This is a genomic window from Roseovarius sp. A-2 (assembly GCF_002072155.1).
Lineage (GTDB): Bacteria > Pseudomonadota > Alphaproteobacteria > Rhodobacterales > Rhodobacteraceae > Roseovarius.
The window spans coordinates 628,916-649,677 of record NZ_BDIY01000001.1 but is presented as its reverse complement, the minus strand read 5'-3'; the positions used below and the strand labels follow the sequence as shown (position 1 = coordinate 649,677).

Here is a 20,762-nt window from a genome sequence, read left to right as displayed (position 1 = left end):
CGCATGCAGGACTGGCTCAGCCCCGCAGAATGGGAGGCGGTGCGCCTGTCGCTGCGCGTCGCGCTCTGGGCCACGCTGTTCAGCCTGCCGCTTGGCCTAGCGGTGGCCTATGCACTCGCCCGCTGGCGGTTTCCGGGGCGCGAAGTTCTCAACGTCGTGGTGCATCTGCCCCTGATCATGCCGCCGGTGGTGACCGGCTACCTGCTATTGCTGGCCTTCGGTATAAAGGGGCCCATTGGCGGCTTTCTGGACAGCACGCTGGGGTTTGCCTTCGCCTTTCGATGGACGGGGGCGGCACTGGCGGCGGGGGTCATGGCCTTTCCCTTCATGGTGCGCGCCGTGCGCCTCTCGATCGAGGCGGTAGACCCGAAACTGGAACAGGCGGCGGCCACGCTCGGGGCGTCGGGGGCGTGGGTGTTCCTGACCGTGACGCTGCCGCTGATCCTGCCGGGCATCATCGCCGGAACGGTGCTGACCTTTGCGAAGGGCATGGGCGAATTCGGGGCCACGATCACCTTTGTGTCGAACATCCCCGGCCAGACCCAGACCATCCCGCTGGCGATTGACCTGTTGCTGGAAACCCCGGGCGGCGAGGCGCGGGCGGCGCGGCTGGCCGGGCTTTCAATCCTTATGGCCGCTGCGGCACTGGCCTTTTCCGAATGGATGGCGCGCCGCGTCGCGGCCCGGGTGGGCGGGCGCTGATGCTGGAGGTGCGTCTGTCCCATAGCCTCGGCGCGCTAAGCCTCGACGTTGCGTTCGAGGCCCCAAGGGGGGTCACGGTGCTCTTTGGTCGCTCGGGCTCCGGCAAGACCACCATCGTCAACGCGGTTGCAGGGCTCTTGCGGCCAGAGAGCGGGCGCATCGCCGTCGGTGAGCGGGTACTATGTGACACCGCACAGCGTCTGCATCTGCCGCCGCACCGGCGCAGGCTCGGCTATATCTTTCAGGAGGGGCGACTTTTCCCGCATCTGAGTGTGCGGCAGAACCTGCGCTACGGGCAATGGTTCGCGCCAAAGGGCGCGCGGCCCGAGGATATGGCCCGCGTGGTCGAGATGCTGGGCATCGGCGATCTGCTCGCACGTCGCCCCGGCGCGCTCTCGGGCGGCGAGAAAAGCCGCGTTGCCATCGGCCGCGCGCTCCTGTCGGCCCCGCGTGCAATCCTCGCGGATGAACCTCTGGCCTCGCTCGACGAGGCCCGCAAGGCCGAGATCCTGCCCTATCTGGAGCGGCTACGCGACGAGGTGGATATTCCCATCCTCTATGTCAGCCATTCCGCCTCCGAAGTGGCACGGCTGGCTACGACCGTCGTGGCGCTCGAGGCCGGCCACGTGGTGGCGCAGGGCCGCGCCGAAGAGGTGCTCGGCGATCCGGCGATCACGCCGCTCGGTGCGCGAGAGGCGGGGGCGGTGCTCGCGGCACGGGTCGTGCGGCATCACGCCGACGGGCTAACCGAACTCGATGCCGGCGGTGCCGCCCTGTGGCTGCCGCGCGTGGACCGGCCCGAGGGCGCAGACCTGCGCGTGCGCATCGCCGCGCATGACGTGATCGTGGCCCGCGGACGGCCCGAGGGGCTCTCGGCGCTCAATATCCTGCCCGGCCGCGTGCAGACACTTCGCGAAGGCTCCGGTCCAGGCGCGCTGCTCGCCGTCGATACGCAGGCGGGCCGGGTTCTGGCGCGGATCACCGGGCGCGCAGCGGCGGCGCTCGACCTCGGGCCGGGCGCAGAGGTTCATATGGTGATCAAGGCCGTTGCGGTGGCGCAGGCGGATATCGGGACGGCGCGATAGCAAGCTGCGGCGGTCCTTCGGTGATATGCCCGATAATCGCCGCCACGTGGCCCGCTGCCTGCAACGCCCGCAGCCGATCCTCGGCCAGATCAGGCGGCAGCGCAGCAAGAAATCCCCCCGCCGTCTGCGGATCATGCAGCAGCGCGGCGCGCGCATCTTCGCCGGCCCCTGTCACCGGCGCGGCGCGGCGGTTCGCCGTCCAGATGGTCGAGCGGATACCCTGTGCTGCCAGCGCCTCGGCTCCGGCGAAAAGCGGGATCGCCGCCGGATCGAGCACCGCGCCACAGGTCGAGGCCCGGCAGATCGCCCAGAGATGACCGGCCAACCCGAACCCCGTCACGTCCGTCATCGCATGCGCGTCCGACAGGAGCGCCGCCGCGTCCCCCTGCGGAGTTGCCAGCACCTCCCAGAGCGTGCGGATATCGCCACCGCGCGCCTGTCCGCGCATCTCTGCTGCCAGAAGCGTCCCCGAGCCGATGGGCCGGGTGAGAATGAGCGCATCATTCGGGCGCGCCCCGGCATTGGTGATCGCGTTCCCCTCCAAGAGGCCGGTCAGGGTGAAGCCGATGCTCAGTTCCGCGCCCATCGTGGAATGCCCGCCGACGATTTCGGCCCCTGCCGCGCGCAGGGCATCGTCCGCCTCCGCCGTGATCTCGGCCATGCTACGCGCCTGCAACGCCTCGGACATGCGCGGCAGGGTGATCGATACCAGCGCCGCCTGCGGGCGCGCACCCATGGCCCAGATATCGCCGAGCGCATGCAGCGCCGCGATCCGCGCCATCAGCCCGTGATCCTCGCTGAATCCGCGGAGGTGATCGGTGGTCAGCACCTGCCGCACGCCACCCATATCAAGCACGGCGGCATCATCACCCGGCCCTGCCAGCACATCGGGCCGCGTCGCGCCGTCCTGCGCGGCCAGCATGCCCGACAGGACATCCGGGGCCACCTTGCTGCCGCAGCCGCCGCAGAGCGGTTCTTGCCCCGTCTCTTCATTGAGTGCTGCGACGCGCGGCGCTTCCGGTTCCGGCATCTTCGGCAAAGGGTCGAATTTCGCCATGAACTTTCGATCGATCCGGTCTTTCCAGTGCCACAGCAGCGGCCCGGAAAACGCCATGCCCGCCTTCTCGGCCAGCGCCGATTTGCGCCCCAACGAAATGAGCTTGAGGTAATGCCGCTGCGGGTGGAAGGCGCGCAGATCACCGCCCGAGAGCCCCGCGCGAAGGTTGTCGCGCAACACCGGGGCGGCGCGCACCGCAAAAACCCCGGCCTTGGGGCGCGGGGCATGACTGAGATGGGCGCAATCTCCTGCGGCAAAGAGCGTCTCGCACCCCTCGACCCGAAGGTCCGCGCCGACGCGCAGAAATCCTGCATCGGTCACCGGCAGGCCCGATCCGGCCAGCCATGAATGCGCCCGCGCCCCCGCCGCCCCGGCGACGAAACCCGCCGGAATGGACGTGCCGTCGGCCATCTCGACGCCCGCCTCAGAGATCGCGCGCAGCTCGGCCCCGGTCAGCACCCGCACGCCATAGCCCGACAGCGCCGTGCGCAACCGCGCCCGCGCCACCGGTGCATCTGGTGCAATCACGCTGGCGCGTTCGATCAACGTGATCTCGGGCCGTGCGCCCGTGCCCTGCAACCGGTGCGCCATCGCGAGCGCCAGTTCGACCCCGGCGATGCCACCGCCGATCACCGCTGCCTGCGCCGCCGCCTCCCCCTTGGCCACCCGCGCGACGAACCCGTCCCAGGCCTGCGCGAAGGGGCCAAGCGGCTTGGCCGCCGCGCCGTGTTCGGCAAAGCCCGGCAGCCCGGGCATGCCTGAATGGATGCCCACATCGACCGAGGCCACGTCGTAGCTGATGTCTCCGCGTCCCGCGACCGTGATGCGCCGCGCCTCTGCGTCGATCCGCGTCGCGGCCCCCACCACCAGCCGCGCACCGGCAAAGCGTGCCAGCTTCACAAGGTCGATCTCCAGTTCCTCGCGCCGGTAATGCCCGGCCACCAGCCCCGGCAGCATGCCGGTATAGGGGGCCACCGGGTTGGGGTCGATCACCGTCAGCCGCGCACCGGGAAGCGGGTCCATCCCCCACATGCGCAACACCAGGGCATGCGCATGTCCGCCACCCACAAGGACGAGATCGCGCGACAGCGGACGGGCGGTGGATTGCATCATGGAAGGGGTCTCCGGTTTATGGAAGGGGTCTCCGGTTTACAGAGATTGCATAGGCCATTGCCACCCCGACGAAAAGTGTGACAAAGCGGCCAGGCAGCCTCAGAACGGAAAGAACAGCGGGATGACCAGCACCGCGACCGCAGCGAAGAGCAGGTTGAGCGGCAGCCCTACGACCACGAAATCCTTGAACTTATAGCCGCCGGCACCGTAGACGAAGGTATTGGTCTGATACCCGATCGGGGTGGCAAAACTGGCCGAGGCCGCGAACATCACCGCGATGATGAACGGGCGCGGGTCAAAGCCCAGCTCCAGCGCGATGGCAATGGCAATCGGTCCGACCAGAACCGCGACGGCATTGTTCGACACCATTTCCGTCAGGGCCGAGGTCAGGACATAGATCGCCGCCAGCACCGCCAGCGGTCCAAGCCCACCCACGAGATGAACCGCATATTCCACAAGAACGCGCGCGGCGCCGGTCGCCTCCATGCCCATGCTCATGCCCAGCATGCCGAAGATCAGGAACAGGATGCGCCAGTCAATCGCATCAAACGCTTCGTCCGGATCGAGACAGCGCGTCACCATCACCACCACGGCCCCGATCACGGCAAGACCGGCGATCGGCATTACCCCGGCGGCGGCCAACGCCATCACCGCAGCGATGATCGCGATGGCAATCGGGGCCTTCTCGCGGCGTACCGGGCGTTCGGTGGTGGCGGTGAGATTGACGATGCCGCCATCCTCCATCATCCGCTGCAAGCCCTCGGGTGGCCCTTCGAGGAGCAACGTATCTGCAAATTGCAGCCGCGTGTCCTGGATATCGCGCGAGATGTTCTGCTCGTGGCGATGCACCGCCATCAGGTAGACGCCGTATTTGCGTCGTAGCTTGAGATCTTTGATGGGGCGTCCGCGCAGGTGTGAATTGGGGCCGACGCTGGCCTCCATGGTAATGGTGCGATCCGCCGTAACCGGTTCGAACCCGCTGTCGTCCATGTCACGAAACTCGACCTCGCCATTGTCCTTGAGGCCGAGGATCTCGCCGGTATCGGTCTTGATCACCACACGATCACCGGCCATCAACTCCATCTCCTGAAGGTGGCGGCGCATCGACACCTCGCCGCGCACCACGTCGACGATCCGCGCGGCCGAGGTGTTGAACGGCAATTCCTTGAGCCTCTTGCCGATATATTTCGACTCGTGCGGAATCAGCAGACGCGCGAGAAATTTGCGCTTGCCCTCCTGCCCCAGAACCGAGGCGAGCGAGGCCCGATCGGGCAACAAGAAGCGCCCGGCAAAGACCATGTAGAGCACGCCCACCGTGGACAGCACCAACCCCGGCAGGGTCATCTCGAACATCGACAGCGGTGCCTGCCCGGCATCGACCGCGACGTCGCTCATCAGGATGTTGGTCGAGGTGCCGACCAGCGTCAGCGTTCCACCGAAAATCGCCGAATAGGACAGCGGGATCAACAGACGCGACGGGGCCGCCCCGACCGACCCCGCCAGCGAGATGATCACCGGCGTCAGCAGGATCACGACGGGGGTGTTGTTCATGAAGGCCGAGGCGATCATCGTGCCGAACATCATCAGCATGATGGTGCGCAGGAACGACCCGCGCGCTTGCTTGCGCAGGAAGTCCCCAATCAGTTCCAGCACGCCCGTCCGCTCCAGCGCCGCCGAGATGATGAACATCATCGCGATGGTAATCGGCGCCGAAGAGCTGAAAACCGTCAGGAAATCCGACGTCGGAATGATACCGGTCGCCAGCAGCACCGCCGACGCCCCGAGTGCCGTCACTTCGGGGGGATAGAACTCCTTGAAAAAGCTCACGAAGACCGCGACAAGCAGGAGCAGAACGAATATTTGTTCGAATGTCATCGGTGGTTTGTCCGGTCCTGACCATGCACGCGCATCAAGCGGCACTTAAAGCCAGCGGCGCTTGCGAATTCAACCGGTAAAACGTTTAGCTTCAGGTGATTTCCGTCTTTTTGCCCAAGGCGTAGGCAACGCCAGCGCCGTATCCATCACCTGCGGGAGGACGGCGGGGAGCCGTTCAATAACCCTTGCTGCGGATCACGGTCAGAAAGGTTTTCCACGCCAGTAGCAGGTCGCCACGAAAGCTGACCGTCTCGATGTAGGACAGGTCCATCTTGACCTTCTTGCGCGTGCCTTCGAGGCATTCCGTGTATCCCAGATCAATCTGTGCCAGCCCGCTGACTCCGGGGCGTAGGCTGTGCCGCTCGCGGTAGCCCGGCACCGACTTGAGGTAATGCCGCGCGTGGTGAATGTAATCCGGGCGCGGCCCGATAAAGCTCATGTCGCCGCGCAGGACGTTGAAAATCTGAGGTAGCTCGTCAATCCGGGTCCGTCGCAAAAAGCGCCCCATCAGCGTGATCCGCTCTTGCTCCAACGGCTCCCCGGCGCTGCGAAGCACCTTGTCGGTCGGTGTCATGGTGCGAAACTTGATCGCGTTGAACGCCGTGCAATCGCGCCCCATGCGGGCCTGCACGTAGAACAGCGGCCCACGATTGAAAAACGGGTTGAGAACTGCCAAAACGATGCAGCAGGTGATCAGGATCGGAAGCAGAAGCAGGGCTATAACCAGATCGAAAACAGGTTTGCCGATGGCGAGGTAAAGATTAGTCTTCTGCGCTGCCTGCGGTAGTGTTTCGGAGCTGTGTATCATTTCAACGGCTGCCTTGAAATTAGCCGCATTGAAATCCGAAATGTCGTTCGAATGATGCTTCATAAAATTATCCCCCGCGTCGGTCCACGTTTTCAAAAGCTGTTTTGCTTTTTCTGGCATGCCGATAAGCAGATCGTGTGTAGCACTCTCGAAACCGTGATCCAACGGAAACTTCCCAAAGGTCAGGAAATTCACCGGAAAACTGCGCGTATTGCAGGCGAAAATTTGCTCACTTGTTCTCAATATGTTGATATTATTGCGTTTATGAAATTCCTGCGACTGACCGTTATTTACGCAATTTGGCCCCATGCGCCATCCAGAACAACGAGCCCGACGGTTTGCGCATCACACCACCCTGATCCTGCGTGATGGCGATTCGTCGCACCTTTGGCACGCGTGCCTCGTCGGGCAACCAGCGGCGGCATCCGCACAGGGCCACCCCTCCCGGCACGTTCCTGCCAGAATGGGTCAGTCAAAAGCGCAGATAATCGCCGACGGCGGCAAACCGCATGCTGCAACCGCGTAAAATAGCAACCCGCCGCCGAAATTCCGGCGCGACTTGTCCGGTAGAAGCGGCAGACACAGGTTTGGCCTACGCTTGACGCATGATCTCAGGAAAGGAGACAGCCATGTATACGCCGCATGATGACGCACACCGCCAAGCCAACCGAGACCTCAATCGCTATGGCGCACCAGGCTATGAAAACAGCCCAACCTCGAACGGCGGCCTGGTCGCCTTGTTGGTCGTCGTGACCCTGATCGGCGGTTTGATCGCCCTCAGCATGCTCTCGCCATCCTCGATCGATGAGAACGGCAGCCTGAAAAACAATCCCGAGGCGACGGCACCGGCAAGCATCTCGGGCAGTGCCACCACGGAAACGGCCCCGGTCGACCCGGCGGAATAAGCCCGACCATTGCCCGGTCCGTGCCTGCACGCCACAACTGCCCCTATGGCGCGGGCATGATCGGGCAATCACATTCCGCCCTGATTTACAGCGACGTCACCCACAGGATCGTCGCATCTTCGGCGCTGACAGAGACCACGTTATGTCCCATCGTGGCGTCGTAATAGGCGCTGTCGCCCCGGCGCATCTCGATCGGTTCGTAGAATTCGGTGTAAAGCCGGATCACCCCGGTCAGCACAAAGAGGAATTCCTCGCCGTCATGGCGCACCCAACCGCCGAATTCCTCTATGCGGCGCGCCCTGATGCGTGCCCGGTAAGGCAGCATGCGTTTCTGGCTCAGATGCTCGGCCAACAATTCGTGCTCGTAGGTTGCCGTGGCCTTGGGCGCGCCCTCGCCCGATCTGGTCATCGCCATGCGGCCGTTGATGCGCTCGCGCGCAGCTGGAGTAAAGAGTTGCGGCACGGAAATCTCCAACCCGAGCGCCAGCTTTTTCAGCGCCTCATAGGTGGGCGACATCTGGCCGTTCTCGATCTTCGAGAGCGTCGAGCGGGCCAGCCCAGCCTGCTTTGCCGCCTGCTCCAGCGTCCAGCCTCGCGCCTTGCGCAACTCGCGCACGCGCGCGCCCAGATCAAGCGGCTCGGGCGTGCCGCTCTCGCCGGTATCGCGCACAACGCGGATCAGGGTATGCGAGGCTTGATCGGTCATGGCACAGCCCTATAGGCAGGAGCGAGACCACTTGCAACTCGCGCGGCACCTGCCTAATCCGGGGGCATGCAAGCCGTATTCGACGAGGGGCCCTTCGCCCCCTGCCCCGCGCCCTTCAACCTCGCCGCCCATGTGATGGGCCGGGCCGAGACGCAACCCGACAAGATCGCCCTCGCGATCCTGCGCCTATCGGGCTCCGAGCGCTGGAGCTACGCTCGCCTGCACGCCGCCATTCGCGGTACCGGCACCGGGCTCTTGCGCGCAGGGCTCTCGCCCGGCGACCGGGTACTGATGCGGCTCGGCAACACGGTGGAATTCCCTATTGCCTATCTCGGGGCCATCGCGGTTGGGCTGGTGCCGATCCCCACCTCCAGCCAATTGACCGCACCCGAGGTGGCCGGGATCATCGCCACCACCAAGCCCCGGCTGATCCTGCGTGCGCGTGGTGTCGCCTGCCCTGACACGGATATTCCCATTTTGGATGAACCCGCGCTGGAGGCGATGCGCGACTTGCCCCCCGCCGAGTATGACATGGGCGATCCCGACCGGCTGGCCTATATCATCTACACCTCCGGCACCTCCGGCACAGCGCGCGCGGTTATGCACGCGCACCGCGCGATCTGGGCGCGGCGGATGATGTATGATGGCTGGTACGGGTTACGCGAGAGCGACCGCCTCTGCCATGCCGGGGCCTTCAACTGGACCTTCACGCTCGGCACTGGGCTGATGGATCCCTGGGCCATCGGTGCCACCGCGCTGATCCCCGCGCCTGAGGTGACACCGGACCAGTTGCCGCTTTTGCTCAAGCGCCATGATGCGACGATTTTCGCAGCCGCCCCGGGCGTTTACCGCAAGATGTTCAAGCAAGGAACACAGATCACCCTGCCCCGCCTGCGCCACGGCCTCGCGGCGGGGGAAAAGCTGTCGGAGACGATCCGCCAGCACTGGCAGGACGCTACTGGCACACCGGTTTACGAGGCTTACGGCATGTCGGAATGCTCGACTTTCATCTCGGGCAGTCCGGATCACCCCGCCGCCCCCGGCACGCTCGGTCTACCGCAACAGGGCCGACGCGTGGCGATCATCGGCGCGGCTGGCCCCGTCAGAACCGGCGAGGAAGGCACCATCGCCATTCACAAATCCGACCCCGGCCTGATGCTCGGCTATCTCGGCGCACCCGAGGCGACGGCGGCGAAATTCAACGGCGACTGGTTCGTGACCGGCGATCAGGGCGCGATGGACGAAGACGGCCAGATCACCTATATGGGCCGCGCGGACGACATGATGAACGCAGGCGGCTTTCGCGTCTCACCGCTGGAGGTCGAGGCCGCCCTCACCCCGCATCCCGGCATCACCCAGATCGCGGTCACGGATATCGAAGTGAAAGAGGATGCGCGCGTGATCATGGCCTTCTATACTGGCCCCGAACCGCTCGACCCCGCGACGCTCGACGCCTTCGCGCGTGCGCGTCTCGCGGGATACAAGGCCCCAAGAGGCTATATCCATGTGGCGACCCTGCCGACGGGGGCCAATGGGAAACTCCTGCGCCGCGCCTTGCGGCCGATTTACGAGGACCTCCATGGTCAAGCTTGATATCATTTCCGACCCGATCTGCCCTTGGTGCTACATCGGGAAAACTCTTCTGGATCAGGCGCTTGCTCAGCGTCCCGGGCACTCGTTCCAGATCGAATGGCACCCCTTCCAGCTCAACCCCGACATGCCCGAGGGTGGCATGGACCGGCGCGATTATCTGGAGAGCAAGTTCGGCGGCAAGGAGGGTGCGTTAAAGGCCTATGCCCCGGTGTTGGAGCGCGCAGAGGCCGCCGGGCTCACCATCGACTTCGCTGCAATCAAGCGCACGCCCAACACGCTCGACGCGCATCGCCTGCTGCACTGGGCAGGCATCGAGGAATGCCAGGACCGTATGGCGATGGCACTCTTTCATGCCTATTTCGATGAGGGCCGCGATATCGGCGATCACGAAACCCTCGCAGATATCGCCGACAGCCTGAGCATGGATGGCGCGATGATCCTGCGCCTCTTGCAGACCGATGCCGACCGCGAGGACATCAAGGCGCGCGATGCGCAGTTCCGCGAGATGGGGATCTCCGGCGTGCCCACCTTCATCGTCGCGGGCCAGCACGCGGTGCCTGGTTGCCAACCCGCCGAGATGTGGCTCAAGGTGATCGACGAGATCGGCGAAAGCGTCCAGGGCTAGAGCCGCGATGCACCGTTTGAAGGCCCTCACCCTTCTGGCCATGCTCGCGCTGATGATAGCGGGCGGCACGGTATTCTTTCGCCATGTCGAAGGCTGGTCCTGGCTCGACAGCTATTTCTTCACCGTCGTGACGCTCTCGACGGTGGGGTATGGCAGCCTCGTGCCGGTGACCGTGGTAGGCAAGATCGGCACCACCGTCTTCATCCTGGCCGGCCTCGGCGTCTTTGCCGTCGCGATCCAGCAATTCGGCTCCTTTGCCGTGCGCAAGCGCGAGGAACATACAGAATGGCTGTTTACCCGCCTGATACATCACCGGCATGCACCTACGAGCGCGGAGTCCACGCCCGAAAGCGAGGACGGTGCATCCGCGAACGAGGATGCCCTGCCCCCGTAACTGCGGTCAGAATGCGGGACGCCCTCCGGCCAGATCATTGGACCTGATCGCCCACAGGACTTGATCGCCCTCCAGGTCGAAGACGAAGACATGCCCGCGCTCGGCGGCGACCGTCCGCCGACAGAACTGCGTCTCCGGATCGACACCGGAGGGACAAACGGCGAGATCGGCATGCTCAACCGTCTGCGCGAAATGCGAATAAGTCATGCGCCCATCAACCGTCTCGACCTGTTCGACCTGCACCACCACGGCTCCGGTCGAGATCAACATCGCAAGGCCGAGAGAGTGAAACACAGCAAGTTTCATGTTCCGAGTCCTTCCAGATACCGTTCGCACACGATTTTCTTATTTATTTACTCGGGTATTGACGAAGCGTCATCTGGTCACACCGCGCCCCCCGTGCTAAGCCGCGACAGAAACCGCGATCAAGGATAGTGCATGCCCGGCCCGATTGCCCCTGCCCGCCCGCTCAAGCGGCCGGAATTCATCGCGCTGATGGCGATGATGACCGCCACCGTGGCCTTTTCCATCGACGCCATGCTGCCGGGCCTGCCGCATATCGCCCAAGCACTCACCCCCGAGGCCCCCAATCGCGCGCAGCTCATCATCACAGCGTTTCTACTGGGGCTGGGGCTGGGCACCTTCGTGTCGGGGCCGCTCTCGGACAGTTTCGGGCGCAAGGGGGTGATCCTCGGCGGGGCCGCGATCTACATCGTCGGAGCGGCGCTTGCGATGGTGGCGCCCAGCCTGGAGACCCTGCTCGCGGCCCGCGCGATCCAAGGGCTGGGGGCGGCGGCCTTCCGCATCGTTTCCATCGCGATCATCCGCGACCTATATGCCGGGCGCAACATGGCGCGGCTGATGTCCTTCGTGATGATGGTCTTTGCCCTCACCCCAGCCATGGCCCCGCTTTTGGGCGCGGGCGTGATCTCCGTGGCGGGCTGGCGCGGGGTGTTTGGCGCGTTCATCCTCTTTGCCACGATCCTGTCGCTCTGGATGATGTTGCGCCTGCCCGAACCGCTGCCGCGCGAGGCCCGCCGCCCGTTCCGCGCGGCCCCCCTTCGGGCCGCCCTGCACGAGGTGCTCGCCCATCCCGTCACCCGCACCGCCATCGCGGTGCAAATGTTGTGCATGATCACGCTTTTCACCTCGCTCAGCATGGTGCAACCGATCTTCGACGAGGTGTTCCACCGTGCCGACAGCTTTCCCTACTGGTTCTTCCTTATGGCCTTGATCGCAGGGTCGGGCAGCTTTCTCAACTCGCGCCTCGTCATGCGACTGGGGATGGAACGGATGGTGAGCGCGGCGCTGACCGCGCAGATCGCGCTCTCACTTGCCGCCATCGTGCTGTGGCAGATCGGACTGCCACCCAATGAACAATTCGGCGTGTTCGTAATCTGGCAGACATCGGTGTTCTTTCAGGCGGGTCTCACGCTCGGCAATCTCAACGCGCTCGCCATGGCCCCGATGGGTGCCATCGCAGGCATGGCCGCCAGCGTGACCGGCGCCATCGCCACGGTGGGCAGCGTGGCGATTGCCGTTCCCATCGGTCTGCAATTCAACGGCACGCCAATGCCCGCACATCTGGGCGTGTTGGGCGCGGTGCTGGCGGGCTGTGTGCTGATGCATCGGCACAAGACGCGAATGACTGAGATTGTCTGACGCAGGCTGACGTAGATTTATTTTGTATACCGTCGCATACTATCTTTTACAAAGTCGGTTTTTCCGCTAAGACAGCGGCAATTCCAGCGAGTCGCGCAGCGTGAATACCGCCCGCGTCCCCGCCCACACCCAGATCGGAAAGGACCCACCAGATGGCCAATACCTCGACTCCCGATATCGTCTACACCAAGGTCGACGAGGCCCCGGAACTCGCCTCCGCCTCGCTGTTGCCGATCATCCGCCGCTTTGCCTCCGCCGCCGGTATCTCGGTTGATACCCGCGACATCTCGCTTGCCGGTCGCATCCTCGCCGCTTTCCCAGATCATCTGACCGAGGATCAGCGCGTGGCTGACGATCTGGCCAAACTGGGCGAACTTGTCAAAACGCCCGGCGCGAACGTGATCAAGCTGCCCAATGTCTCCGCTTCAGAGCCGCAGCTGGTGGCCGCGATCAAGGAATTGCAGGGTCAGGGCTACGCCCTGCCCGATTACCCCTATGATGCCAAGACCGAGGACGAGAAAGCCGCCCGCGCGCGCTATAACACGCTCAAGGGCTCTGCCGTGAACCCGGTGCTGCGCGAGGGAAATTCCGACCGCCGCGCCGCTGCCGCCGTCAAGTCATTCGCGCAGAACAACCCGCACCGCATGGGTGACTGGTCGCGCGACAGCAAGACGCGCGTCGCCACGATGGGCGCGGGTGACTTCTTCGCCAACGAGAAATCGGCCACCCTGCCCAAGGATAGCGGCGCCAAGATCGTGCTGGAGACAGCAGGCGGAGAAACCGTGCTCAAGGACGGGCTCAGCTATCCGGCGGGCACCGTTGTGGATGCCACCTATATGAGCGCCAAGGCGCTTGACGCCTTCCTCGCCGAGGAGATCGAAAAAACCAAATCCGAGGGCATCCTTTTCTCGCTGCATATGAAAGCCACGATGATGAAGGTCTCCGACCCGATCATCTTTGGTCACGCGGTACGGCAGTTCCTCGCGCCCGTCTTTGAGCAATACGGCGACGAGATGAAATCGCTCGGTGTGTCGCCCAATGCAGGCCTCGGCGACCTGTTGGAGCGCGTCAAGGACAAGCCCGAGATCCTCAAGGCCATCGACGCCTGCATGGCCGACCGTCCGGCGATGTATATGGTGAATTCCGACCGTGGCATCACCAACCTGCATGTGCCCTCGGACGTGATCATCGACGCCTCGATGCCCGCGCTCATCCGGGGTGGAGGCAAGGGCTGGGGCCCCGACAACAAGGAACATGACGCGGTCTGCGTCATCCCCGACAGCAGCTATGCCACCGTCTATGACGAGGCGATCAGCTTTTTCAAGGCGAATGGCAAACTCGACCCCGCCACCGCAGGCACGGTGCAGAATATCGGCCTTATGGCGCAGAAGGCCGAGGAATACGGCAGCCATCCGACCACCTTCGAGATCCCCGAAGGCGGCACCGTCAGGATGGTCCTCGACGATGGCACCGTCCTGCACGAACACAGTGTTGCGGCAGGGGATATCTGGCGCTCGGCCTCGGCCCGCAAGGCCCCGATCGAGGATTGGGTCAACCTGGCCATCGCGCGTCAAAAGGCGACGGGCTATCGCGCGATCTTCTGGCTGGATGAGAGCCGCGCCCATGACGCGGAGTTGATCTCTTACGTGAAACCAATCCTCGAATCTGCTGGTGTTGCAGACAAATTCGAGATCATGGCCCCGCGCGAAGCGACGCGCGCCTCGCTGGAAACGATCACCAAGGGCGAGAACACCATCGCGATCACCGGCAACGTACTGCGCGACTACCTGACCGACCTTTTCCCGATCCTGGAGCTTGCCACCTCGGCCAAGATGCTCTCCATCGTCAAACTGATGAATGGCGGCGGGCTGTTCGAGACCGGCGCCGGCGGATCGGCCCCCAAGCACGTGCAGCAGTTGCAGGAAGAGAACCACCTGCGGTGGGACAGTCTGGGCGAATTCTGCGCGCTTGGCGAAAGCCTCAAGTTCCTCGCCGAGACCCATGACAACGCCCGCGCGCGCGTGCTGGGCGAGGCGGTCGAGGCCGCGACGCAAGGCATCCTCGATCACGGGCGTTCGCCCAGCCGCAAGGTCGGCGAGCCCGACAACCGCGACAGCCACTACTGGTTCGCCCGCTACTGGGCCGAGGCGCTGGCGGCGCAATCCGACGATGCCGCACTGGCCGAGGAATTCGGCCCTGTCGCCACGGCGCTCGCCGAGAACGAAACCAAGATCATCGGCGAACTGGCCGCTGCCCAAGGCAGCCCGGCGGACATTGGCGGCTATTACAAGCCGGACGCGGAAAAACTCGCGGCGGTGATGCGGCCCTCGGTCACGCTCAACGCGATCATCGGGTAAAACAACCGGGGCCGGATCATCCGGCCCCGTGCCCCGGCGTTACCGCGGCGCGGCGTCCTGCCTCTGCCTTTCCGGCGTGGCACCGGCGTTCTTCCAGGCTACGATTTCGGCCAGGATCGACAGCGCGATCTCATACGGCTCAACCGCACCGATATTCAGCCCGGCAGGCGATTTGAGCACCGCGAGCCGCGCCGCGTCGACGCCCTGCGCGGCCAGCTTTTCGCGCAGCACCTCGGCCTTGCGACAGCTCGCAACCATCGTCACCCGCCCCGCCGGCGTTGCCAGCGCCGAATGCAGCGCCGCCATGTCACCCTTGCCCTGCGAGGCGATGACGACGAAATCGCGCGGCGCGAGCGTGGGGGGGTGCCCCTCTGCGAGCCGCGCAACCTCGGCCTGCCCGGCCTCAGCCCCTGGCTCCATCATCACACGAAACCCCATCAAAGCACCATGTTCCGCCAGTGCCCGTGCGATCGGGGTCGCGCCATAGATCATCAGCCAGGGTGCCGCGCGCCATGGCTCGATCAACAGGTCCACCGTGCCACCTGACGGACACCCGCTCTTGAAAAGCTGTATCTCCGCTTCACGGCCGAGATTCACCACCTTCTCTGACGGGCGCACGGAAATGAGCCGGGGCGCACCCGCGCTGAGCGCCTCGGTCGAGGCCGCGCGCACCGCGCGCTGCACGCAGGCCCCGCCAAGGTGGCCGACGATCTCGCCCGCGCCGGTGACCGCCGCCTTGGCCCCGGCCTTGGCCGAGGTCGCATCGGCGGTGCGGATGACGGTCGCCACGCAGAACGGCGCACCCGCCTGGCGCAGCCGCTCGATTTCCTCGAATATGTCGAATCCTGCCATCGGCCCCTCCTCAGATCCGTGCGAATTCCGCCTCTAGGGCAGCCAGAGCCGCGAGACTTCCGGCAGGAAGATGCGCATCGAGATAGGGCTGCGCCGCCGCCATTGCCCGCGCCACCGGCACGTGTTCGCGCCAGCCACCCAAGGGGTTAAGCCAGACAATGCGCCGCGCCTTGCGCCGCAGCCGCGCCAGCACCGCCGCCAGTGCCTCGGTCGATTGCGTGCAATAGCCATCCGAGAGGATCAGCACCACCGTGCGCCCGCCCAGGGCCCGCGCGCCATACCCATCCAGAAACGCCTCCAGGGTGCCTGAAATATCCGTGCCACCGCCGAATCCCTCGGCCATCAGCGACAAGCGGCTCGCGGCGCGCAAGGAATCATGGTCGCGCAGCGCATCGGTCACCCGCATCAGCCTCGTGTGAAAGAGATAAGCATCGGTGCGCATATCCTGCCCCACCAGCCCGCGCAGAAAAGCCAGGAACACCCGCGCGTGCACGCTCATCGAGCCGCTCACGTCGCACAGCGCCACGATCCGCATCGGGCGCGGCGGGCGGCGGTGGTGAAACAGCTCCATCGGTTCGCCACCGCGCGCAAGGCTCGCGCGCTGCACCCGGCGCAGATCAATCGCGCCGCCGCGCCGCGCGCGCTTGCGCCTGCGCGAGGTCCGGTCGCGGATCGCGCGGGCGAGGTTTGCCGCCACGCGCTCGGCCTCGCGCAGGGTGCTTTCGTCCATCACCTCGCGCAGGTCGCGGCGGCCACGCGCCTCGCTCTTCGTGGCCATCAGCCGCCCGTCGCGGCCCTCGGCCGCGTCCTCGCCCGTGTCCGGCACATCGGCCTCGGCCTGATCCGGCACGCCGCCGCCCTGATCCTCCAGATGGCTGTGCCACAGAATCGGGCGCGCCGATTGCACCCGCATATGGGTATTGTCGGCACGGTCCTGCCGGGTGCGTCCGGCATTGAACCAGAAGGCGTCAAACAGATCGTCGAAACGCCGCCAGCCCTCGGCATCGCGCGCCAGCACGGCGGCGAGGGCCGCGCGCGCCTCCTCCGGTGCGCTTGCCTGCACCTGCGCCAATGCCTCCAGCGCCGCGCCGGTATCGGGTGCGCCCACCGTCATGCCATTTTCCCGCAGATGCGCCACGAAATCCGCCATCCGGTCGGCCATTCCCCCCGCCCGCGCGGCAAAGCGTGTGACGCGCATCACGCCACCCGACCGATCAGCCGGTCCATCACCTCGGGCGGTGCGGCATCGTGATCAGCGGCGGTTTTCAAAAGGCAGACCAGCGTCGCCTGCACCGCCTCGGGCGATTGTGAAAGGTCGTTCACCCCCAGCCCCGACAGCGCCGCCGCCCAGTCGAGCATCTCGGCAACCCCCGGTACCTTCTCCAACTCCTCGCGCCGCAGCGCCTGCACCACGCCCACGATCTGCGCCGCCAGCCGCGCCTCCAGCCCCGGCATGCGCGCGCGCAGGATCGCGAGTTCGGTCTCGCGATCGGGAAAGTCGAGATAGGAATAAAGGCACCGCCGCCGGAGCGCGTCGGACAGGTCGCGCGTGCCATTTGCGGTCAGGATCACCACCGGGCGGGCGCGCGCGGAAATCGTGCCCAGTTCCGGGATGGTGATCTGGAAATCCGACAGCACTTCCAGCAGATAGGCTTCGAATTCCTCGTCGGCGCGGTCGATCTCGTCGATCAGCAGCACCGGGGCCACGTCCTGCGAAATCGCCTCCAGCAAGGGCCGCTTGAGCAGGTAGGTCTCTGAAAAAAGCGCCGCCTCGTCGACGCCGCCGTGCGCATCCGCCGCACGAATGGCCAGCAATTGCCGCTGGTAGTTCCATTCATATATCGTCTGCCCGGCATCGAGCCCCTCATAGCATTGCAGTCGGATGAGCCGCGCCTCGCGCAGGCCAGCCAGCGCCTTTGCCACTTCCGTCTTCCCCACGCCCGCCGGACCCTCCAGCAAGAGCGGACGGCCCATGCGCCGGGCCAGATGCAGCGCCATCGCCAGCCGCTCACTCGCGACATAGCCCTGCCCCGCCATCGCCTCCTGCATCTCGCGCCAATCCTGCATCCCGGCCCCCTCGTTCACCGTTCCCGAAATACTCACATCCCGCGCTCAGCCATGCAGACCCAGCTCATTCGCGATGCGCCAGATCCGCCAATGGTCATGCGGCATATGGCTCTGCGTCAGGCCAAAGGGCCGGAACGCATCATGCACCGCATTGGAAAAGCACGGCACCGATCCGACATTCGGGCTCTCGCCCACGCCCTTGGCGCCAATGGGATGATGCGGCGAAGGGGTGACGGTGTGATCGGTGGTGTAATGCGGCGTCTCCCAGGCGGTCGGCAGGAAGAAATCCATCAGCGTGCCGGTCATCACGTTGCCCATCTCGTCATAGACGATCTCCTGCCCCATGGCGATGGCGTAACCCTCGGTGGCACCGCCATGCACCTGCCCCTCGATGATCATCGGGTTGATCCGGGTGCCGCAATCGTCGAGCGCATAGAACTGCCGCACCTCGTGCTCGCCGGTGTCCACGTCGAACTCCATCACGCAGATATAGGCCCCGAACGGGTAGGTCATGTTGGGCGGATCGTAGTAACTCACCGCCTCCAGCCCCGGCTCCAGCCCCGGGATGGCCTGGTTATAGGCCGCAAAGGCGATTTCTTTCATGCTCTTGAACCGCTCCGGCGCGCCCTTGACCGCGAACCGGTCGACATCGAATTCCACGTCGTCGTCATGCACTTCCAGCAGATAGGCCGCGATCATCTGTGCCTTGGCGCGGATCTTGCGCGCGGCCATCGCCGTCGCCGCCCCCGCCACGGGGGTCGAGCGCGAGCCATAGGTGCCGAGGCCATAAGGTGCCGTGTCGGTGTCGCCCTCCTCCAGCGTGATGTCATCTGCGGGAATACCGATCTCCGAGGCGATGATCTGCGCGAAGGTCGTGGCATGCCCCTGCCCCTGACTGATCGTGCCAAGGCGTGCGATGGCGCTGCCGGTGGGGTGAATGCGGATCTCGCAACTATCGAACATGCCAAGGCCAAGAATATCGCAATTCTTCACCGGCCCCGCGCCGACGATCTCGGTGAAATGCGTGAGGCCGATGCCGATGAGCCGTCGCGTCTTGCCAGCCTTGAAGTCCTCCAGCCGCTGCGCCTGTTCGGCGCGCAGTGCGTCGTAATTGACGGCCGTCAGCGCCTTGTCCCACGCCGTGTGATAATCGCCGCTGTCATATTCCCAGCCAAGGGCTGACTGATAGGGGAACTGATCGGCGCGGATGAAGTTGATCCGCCGCAACTCGGCGGCATCCATCCCCAGCTTGATTGCCAGCACCTCGACCATCCGCTCGATGAAATAGGCGGCCTCGGTCACGCGGAACGAACAGCGATAGGCCACGCCCCCCGGTGCCTTGTTGGTATAGACGCCATCGACTGCCAGGTAAGCCACCGGGATGTCATAGCTGCCGGTGCAGATATTCATGAACCCCGCCGGAAACTTGGTCGGATCGGCGCAGGCATCGAAGCCACCGTGATCGGCGGTGGTGTGGCACCAGAGCCCGGTGATCCGACCCTCTTTCGTCGCTGCGATCTTGCCCTGCATCCAGTAGTCGCGGGCAAAGGCGGTGGTCATCAGGTTGTCCATCCGGTCCTCGACCCACTTGACCGGCTTGCCGGTGACGATCGAGGCCACGACCGAACAGACATAGCCCGGATAGACCCCCACCTTGTTGCCAAAGCCGCCGCCGATATCGGGCGAGATGATGCGGATGTTGTGTTCTGCGATGCCGGAGATCAGCGACACCACCGTGCGGACAGCATGCGGCGCCTGAAAGGTGCCCCAGACGGTCAGCTTGCCGGTGACCTTGTCCATGCTCGCGACACAGCCGCAGGTCTCCAGCGGGCAGGGATGGGTGCGGTGGTAATAGACCATCTCCTCGGCCACGACATCGGCCTCCGAAAGCACCGCCTCGGTGGCGTCCTTGTCGCCCTGCTCCCATGTGAAGATATGATTGTGATGGCGGCGCGGCCCATGCGCGCCCTCGGTCTGGCCTTCCAGATCCTCGCGCAGCACCGGCGCGTCCGGCTCCAGCGCCTTGAACGGATCGACCACGACAGGTAGTTCCTCGTATTCGACCTCCACCAGCTCCACCGCATCGGCAGCGATATAGCGGTCCTCGGCCACGACAAAGGCCACCTCCTGCCCCTGATAAAGCACCTTGCCATCGGCCAGCACCATCTGCTTGTCGCCCGCCAGGGTCGGCATCCAATGCAGACCCAGCGGCTCCAGATCGGCGGCGGTCAGCACGGCGATGACGCCGGGCACGGCCTTGGCCGCCTCTGCGTCGATCCGGGTGATGCGCGCATGGGCATAGGGCGAGCGCACGAAATCACCGAACAGCATGCCGTCCATACGGATATCGTCCACGTAATTGCCCTTGCCCTGGGTAAAGCGGACATCCTCCACGCGCTTGCGCGAAGAGCCCATCCCCTTGAGGCTGGCGCTGCGGTCTTCGGGGGTTGCGACGTCGTCCTTCATTCCGCGGCCTCCTTCTGGGCATTGAGCATCTCGGCGGAGGCCAGGATCGCCTTGACGATGTTCTGATAGCCGGTGCAGCGGCACAGGTTCCCGGCCATGCCAAACCGCACCTCTTCCTCGGTGGGCGTCGGGTTCTCTTGCAACAGGCGATGCGCGCGGGTGATCATCCCCGGCGTGCAGAAGCCGCATTGCAGCCCGTGATGCTCGCGGAACATTTCCTGGATCACGCCCAGGCTGCCATCCTCGTTCACCAGCCCCTCGACGGTGGTGATCTCAGCCCCGTCGGCCTGCGCCACGAAGACGGTGCAGGATTTGACCGACCTGCCGTCCATGTCCACGGTGCAGGCGCCGCAATGGCTGGTTTCGCAGCCGATATGCGGGCCAGTGATGCGCAGGTTTTCCCGCAGAAAATGAATAAGCAGCGTCCGTGGCTCGGCCAGCCCCTCGACCGCGCGACCGTTCACGTTCAGTTTCACATGCATTTTCGTCATCATC

Annotated in this window: 18 protein-coding genes; 8 read left to right on the top strand and 10 right to left on the bottom strand. The window is 64.9% G+C overall.

Features of this window, described 5'->3' with window-relative positions; all coding sequences use genetic code 11:
- Positions 1-3: 3 nt before the first annotated feature.
- Both modB and modC read left to right on the top strand, forming a co-directional pair.
- Complete coding sequence (gene modB / locus BHD06_RS03200) at positions 4-702, top strand: molybdate ABC transporter permease subunit (protein WP_080455500.1); 699 nt, start codon at positions 4-6, stop codon at positions 700-702.
- Positions 702-1,787, top strand: a complete 1,086-nt coding sequence (modC, locus tag BHD06_RS03195; protein WP_080455581.1) for a molybdenum ABC transporter ATP-binding protein — start codon at positions 702-704, stop codon at positions 1,785-1,787. The genes modB and modC overlap by 1 nt, the downstream gene beginning before the upstream one ends.
- Here the strand turns inward: modC and selD are convergent.
- The 3 genes from selD to BHD06_RS03180 all read right to left on the bottom strand — a co-directional run bounded on the left by selD (position 1,741) and on the right by BHD06_RS03180 (position 6,949).
- The gene (gene selD / locus BHD06_RS03190) at positions 1,741-3,954 is read right to left on the bottom strand and encodes a selenide, water dikinase SelD (protein ID WP_080455580.1); all 2,214 of its coding nucleotides are present in this window, start codon (positions 3,952-3,954) and stop codon (positions 1,741-1,743) included. The genes modC and selD overlap by 47 nt on opposite strands.
- A 102-nt stretch (positions 3,955-4,056) precedes the next feature.
- Positions 4,057-5,832, bottom strand: a complete 1,776-nt coding sequence (locus BHD06_RS03185) for an SLC13 family permease (protein WP_080455499.1) — start codon at positions 5,830-5,832, stop codon at positions 4,057-4,059.
- Positions 5,833-6,007: 175 nt separating this feature from the next.
- The gene (locus BHD06_RS03180; protein WP_254892290.1) at positions 6,008-6,949 is read right to left on the bottom strand and encodes a sugar transferase; all 942 of its coding nucleotides are present in this window, start codon (positions 6,947-6,949) and stop codon (positions 6,008-6,010) included.
- A 320-nt stretch (positions 6,950-7,269) separates the two neighbouring features.
- Between BHD06_RS03180 and BHD06_RS03175 the strand changes: the two genes are divergently transcribed.
- Entirely contained in the window at positions 7,270-7,545 is a 276-nt protein-coding gene (locus tag BHD06_RS03175) for a hypothetical protein (protein WP_080455498.1), read from the top strand.
- An 85-nt stretch (positions 7,546-7,630) separates the two neighbouring features.
- Here BHD06_RS03175 and BHD06_RS03170 read toward each other — a convergent pair whose 3' ends face one another.
- Positions 7,631-8,251 (bottom strand): helix-turn-helix domain-containing protein, encoded by a 621-nt coding sequence (locus BHD06_RS03170; protein ID WP_080455497.1) that lies wholly within the window; start codon positions 8,249-8,251, stop codon positions 7,631-7,633.
- A 66-nt stretch (positions 8,252-8,317) separates the two neighbouring features.
- On the opposite strand from BHD06_RS03170, the gene BHD06_RS03165 reads away from it, so the two are divergent.
- From BHD06_RS03165 to BHD06_RS03155, 3 genes are read left to right on the top strand one after another with little or no spacing between them, the layout of a single operon-like run.
- On the top strand, positions 8,318-9,844 hold the full coding sequence (locus tag BHD06_RS03165) for a class I adenylate-forming enzyme family protein (protein ID WP_080455496.1): 1,527 nt from the start codon (positions 8,318-8,320) through the stop codon (positions 9,842-9,844).
- On the top strand, positions 9,831-10,469 hold the full coding sequence (locus BHD06_RS03160; protein WP_080455495.1) for a DsbA family protein: 639 nt from the start codon (positions 9,831-9,833) through the stop codon (positions 10,467-10,469). The genes BHD06_RS03165 and BHD06_RS03160 overlap by 14 nt, the downstream gene beginning before the upstream one ends.
- A 7-nt stretch (positions 10,470-10,476) precedes the next feature.
- Positions 10,477-10,863, top strand: coding sequence for a potassium channel family protein (locus BHD06_RS03155; RefSeq protein ID WP_080455494.1), 387 nt, complete (start codon positions 10,477-10,479; stop codon positions 10,861-10,863).
- A 6-nt stretch (positions 10,864-10,869) separates the two neighbouring features.
- On the opposite strand, the gene BHD06_RS03150 is transcribed toward BHD06_RS03155, so the two are convergent.
- Positions 10,870-11,169 (bottom strand): hypothetical protein, encoded by a 300-nt coding sequence (locus tag BHD06_RS03150; RefSeq protein WP_139784616.1) that lies wholly within the window; start codon positions 11,167-11,169, stop codon positions 10,870-10,872.
- A gap of 132 nt (positions 11,170-11,301) precedes the next feature.
- On the opposite strand from BHD06_RS03150, the gene BHD06_RS03145 reads away from it, so the two are divergent.
- Complete coding sequence (locus BHD06_RS03145; protein WP_080455492.1) at positions 11,302-12,525, top strand: multidrug effflux MFS transporter; 1,224 nt, start codon at positions 11,302-11,304, stop codon at positions 12,523-12,525.
- A gap of 152 nt (positions 12,526-12,677) precedes the next feature.
- Positions 12,678-14,882, top strand: a complete 2,205-nt coding sequence (locus BHD06_RS03140; RefSeq protein WP_080455491.1) for an NADP-dependent isocitrate dehydrogenase — start codon at positions 12,678-12,680, stop codon at positions 14,880-14,882.
- A gap of 39 nt (positions 14,883-14,921) precedes the next feature.
- On the opposite strand, the gene BHD06_RS03135 is transcribed toward BHD06_RS03140, so the two are convergent.
- From BHD06_RS03135 to BHD06_RS03115, 5 genes are read right to left on the bottom strand one after another with little or no spacing between them, the layout of a single operon-like run.
- The gene (locus BHD06_RS03135; protein WP_080455490.1) at positions 14,922-15,734 is read right to left on the bottom strand and encodes an XdhC family protein; all 813 of its coding nucleotides are present in this window, start codon (positions 15,732-15,734) and stop codon (positions 14,922-14,924) included.
- 10 nt (positions 15,735-15,744) lie between these two features.
- On the bottom strand, positions 15,745-16,932 hold the full coding sequence (locus BHD06_RS03130; RefSeq protein ID WP_080455489.1) for a VWA domain-containing protein: 1,188 nt from the start codon (positions 16,930-16,932) through the stop codon (positions 15,745-15,747).
- On the bottom strand, positions 16,932-17,801 hold the full coding sequence (locus BHD06_RS03125; RefSeq protein WP_080455488.1) for a MoxR family ATPase: 870 nt from the start codon (positions 17,799-17,801) through the stop codon (positions 16,932-16,934). The genes BHD06_RS03130 and BHD06_RS03125 overlap by 1 nt, the downstream gene beginning before the upstream one ends.
- 45 nt (positions 17,802-17,846) lie before the next feature.
- Positions 17,847-20,267, bottom strand: a complete 2,421-nt coding sequence (locus BHD06_RS03120) for an aerobic carbon-monoxide dehydrogenase large subunit (RefSeq protein ID WP_080455487.1) — start codon at positions 20,265-20,267, stop codon at positions 17,847-17,849.
- The gene (locus BHD06_RS03115; RefSeq protein ID WP_080455486.1) at positions 20,264-20,761 is read right to left on the bottom strand and encodes a (2Fe-2S)-binding protein; all 498 of its coding nucleotides are present in this window, start codon (positions 20,759-20,761) and stop codon (positions 20,264-20,266) included. Before BHD06_RS03115 ends, BHD06_RS03120 begins: the two co-directional genes overlap by 4 nt.
- Position 20,762 lies beyond the last annotated feature (1 nt).

What these genes read in the sequence shown, in the direction of transcription:
- BHD06_RS03185 (WP_080455499.1), bottom strand. Translation starts at nt 5,832, where the DNA reads ATGACATTCGAACAAATATTCGTTCTGCTCCTGCTTGTCGCGGTCTTC.
- modC (WP_080455581.1), top strand. Translation starts at nt 702, where the DNA reads ATGCTGGAGGTGCGTCTGTCCCATAGCCTCGGCGCGCTAAGCCTCGAC.
- BHD06_RS03160 (WP_080455495.1), top strand. Translation starts at nt 9,831, where the DNA reads ATGGTCAAGCTTGATATCATTTCCGACCCGATCTGCCCTTGGTGCTAC.
- BHD06_RS03175 (WP_080455498.1), top strand. Translation starts at nt 7,270, where the DNA reads ATGTATACGCCGCATGATGACGCACACCGCCAAGCCAACCGAGACCTC.
- modB (WP_080455500.1), top strand. Translation starts at nt 4, where the DNA reads ATGCAGGACTGGCTCAGCCCCGCAGAATGGGAGGCGGTGCGCCTGTCG.
- BHD06_RS03150 (WP_139784616.1), bottom strand. Translation starts at nt 11,169, where the DNA reads ATGAAACTTGCTGTGTTTCACTCTCTCGGCCTTGCGATGTTGATCTCG.
- BHD06_RS03165 (WP_080455496.1), top strand. Translation starts at nt 8,318, where the DNA reads ATGCAAGCCGTATTCGACGAGGGGCCCTTCGCCCCCTGCCCCGCGCCC.
- BHD06_RS03140 (WP_080455491.1), top strand. Translation starts at nt 12,678, where the DNA reads ATGGCCAATACCTCGACTCCCGATATCGTCTACACCAAGGTCGACGAG.
- BHD06_RS03145 (WP_080455492.1), top strand. Translation starts at nt 11,302, where the DNA reads ATGCCCGGCCCGATTGCCCCTGCCCGCCCGCTCAAGCGGCCGGAATTC.
- BHD06_RS03130 (WP_080455489.1), bottom strand. Translation starts at nt 16,932, where the DNA reads ATGCGCGTCACACGCTTTGCCGCGCGGGCGGGGGGAATGGCCGACCGG.
- BHD06_RS03115 (WP_080455486.1), bottom strand. Translation starts at nt 20,761, where the DNA reads ATGATGACGAAAATGCATGTGAAACTGAACGTGAACGGTCGCGCGGTC.
- BHD06_RS03135 (WP_080455490.1), bottom strand. Translation starts at nt 15,734, where the DNA reads ATGGCAGGATTCGACATATTCGAGGAAATCGAGCGGCTGCGCCAGGCG.
- BHD06_RS03180 (WP_254892290.1), bottom strand. Translation starts at nt 6,949, where the DNA reads ATGGGGCCAAATTGCGTAAATAACGGTCAGTCGCAGGAATTTCATAAA.
- BHD06_RS03125 (WP_080455488.1), bottom strand. Translation starts at nt 17,801, where the DNA reads ATGCAGGATTGGCGCGAGATGCAGGAGGCGATGGCGGGGCAGGGCTAT.
- BHD06_RS03155 (WP_080455494.1), top strand. Translation starts at nt 10,477, where the DNA reads ATGCACCGTTTGAAGGCCCTCACCCTTCTGGCCATGCTCGCGCTGATG.
- BHD06_RS03120 (WP_080455487.1), bottom strand. Translation starts at nt 20,267, where the DNA reads ATGAAGGACGACGTCGCAACCCCCGAAGACCGCAGCGCCAGCCTCAAG.
- BHD06_RS03170 (WP_080455497.1), bottom strand. Translation starts at nt 8,251, where the DNA reads ATGACCGATCAAGCCTCGCATACCCTGATCCGCGTTGTGCGCGATACC.
- selD (WP_080455580.1), bottom strand. Translation starts at nt 3,954, where the DNA reads ATGCAATCCACCGCCCGTCCGCTGTCGCGCGATCTCGTCCTTGTGGGT.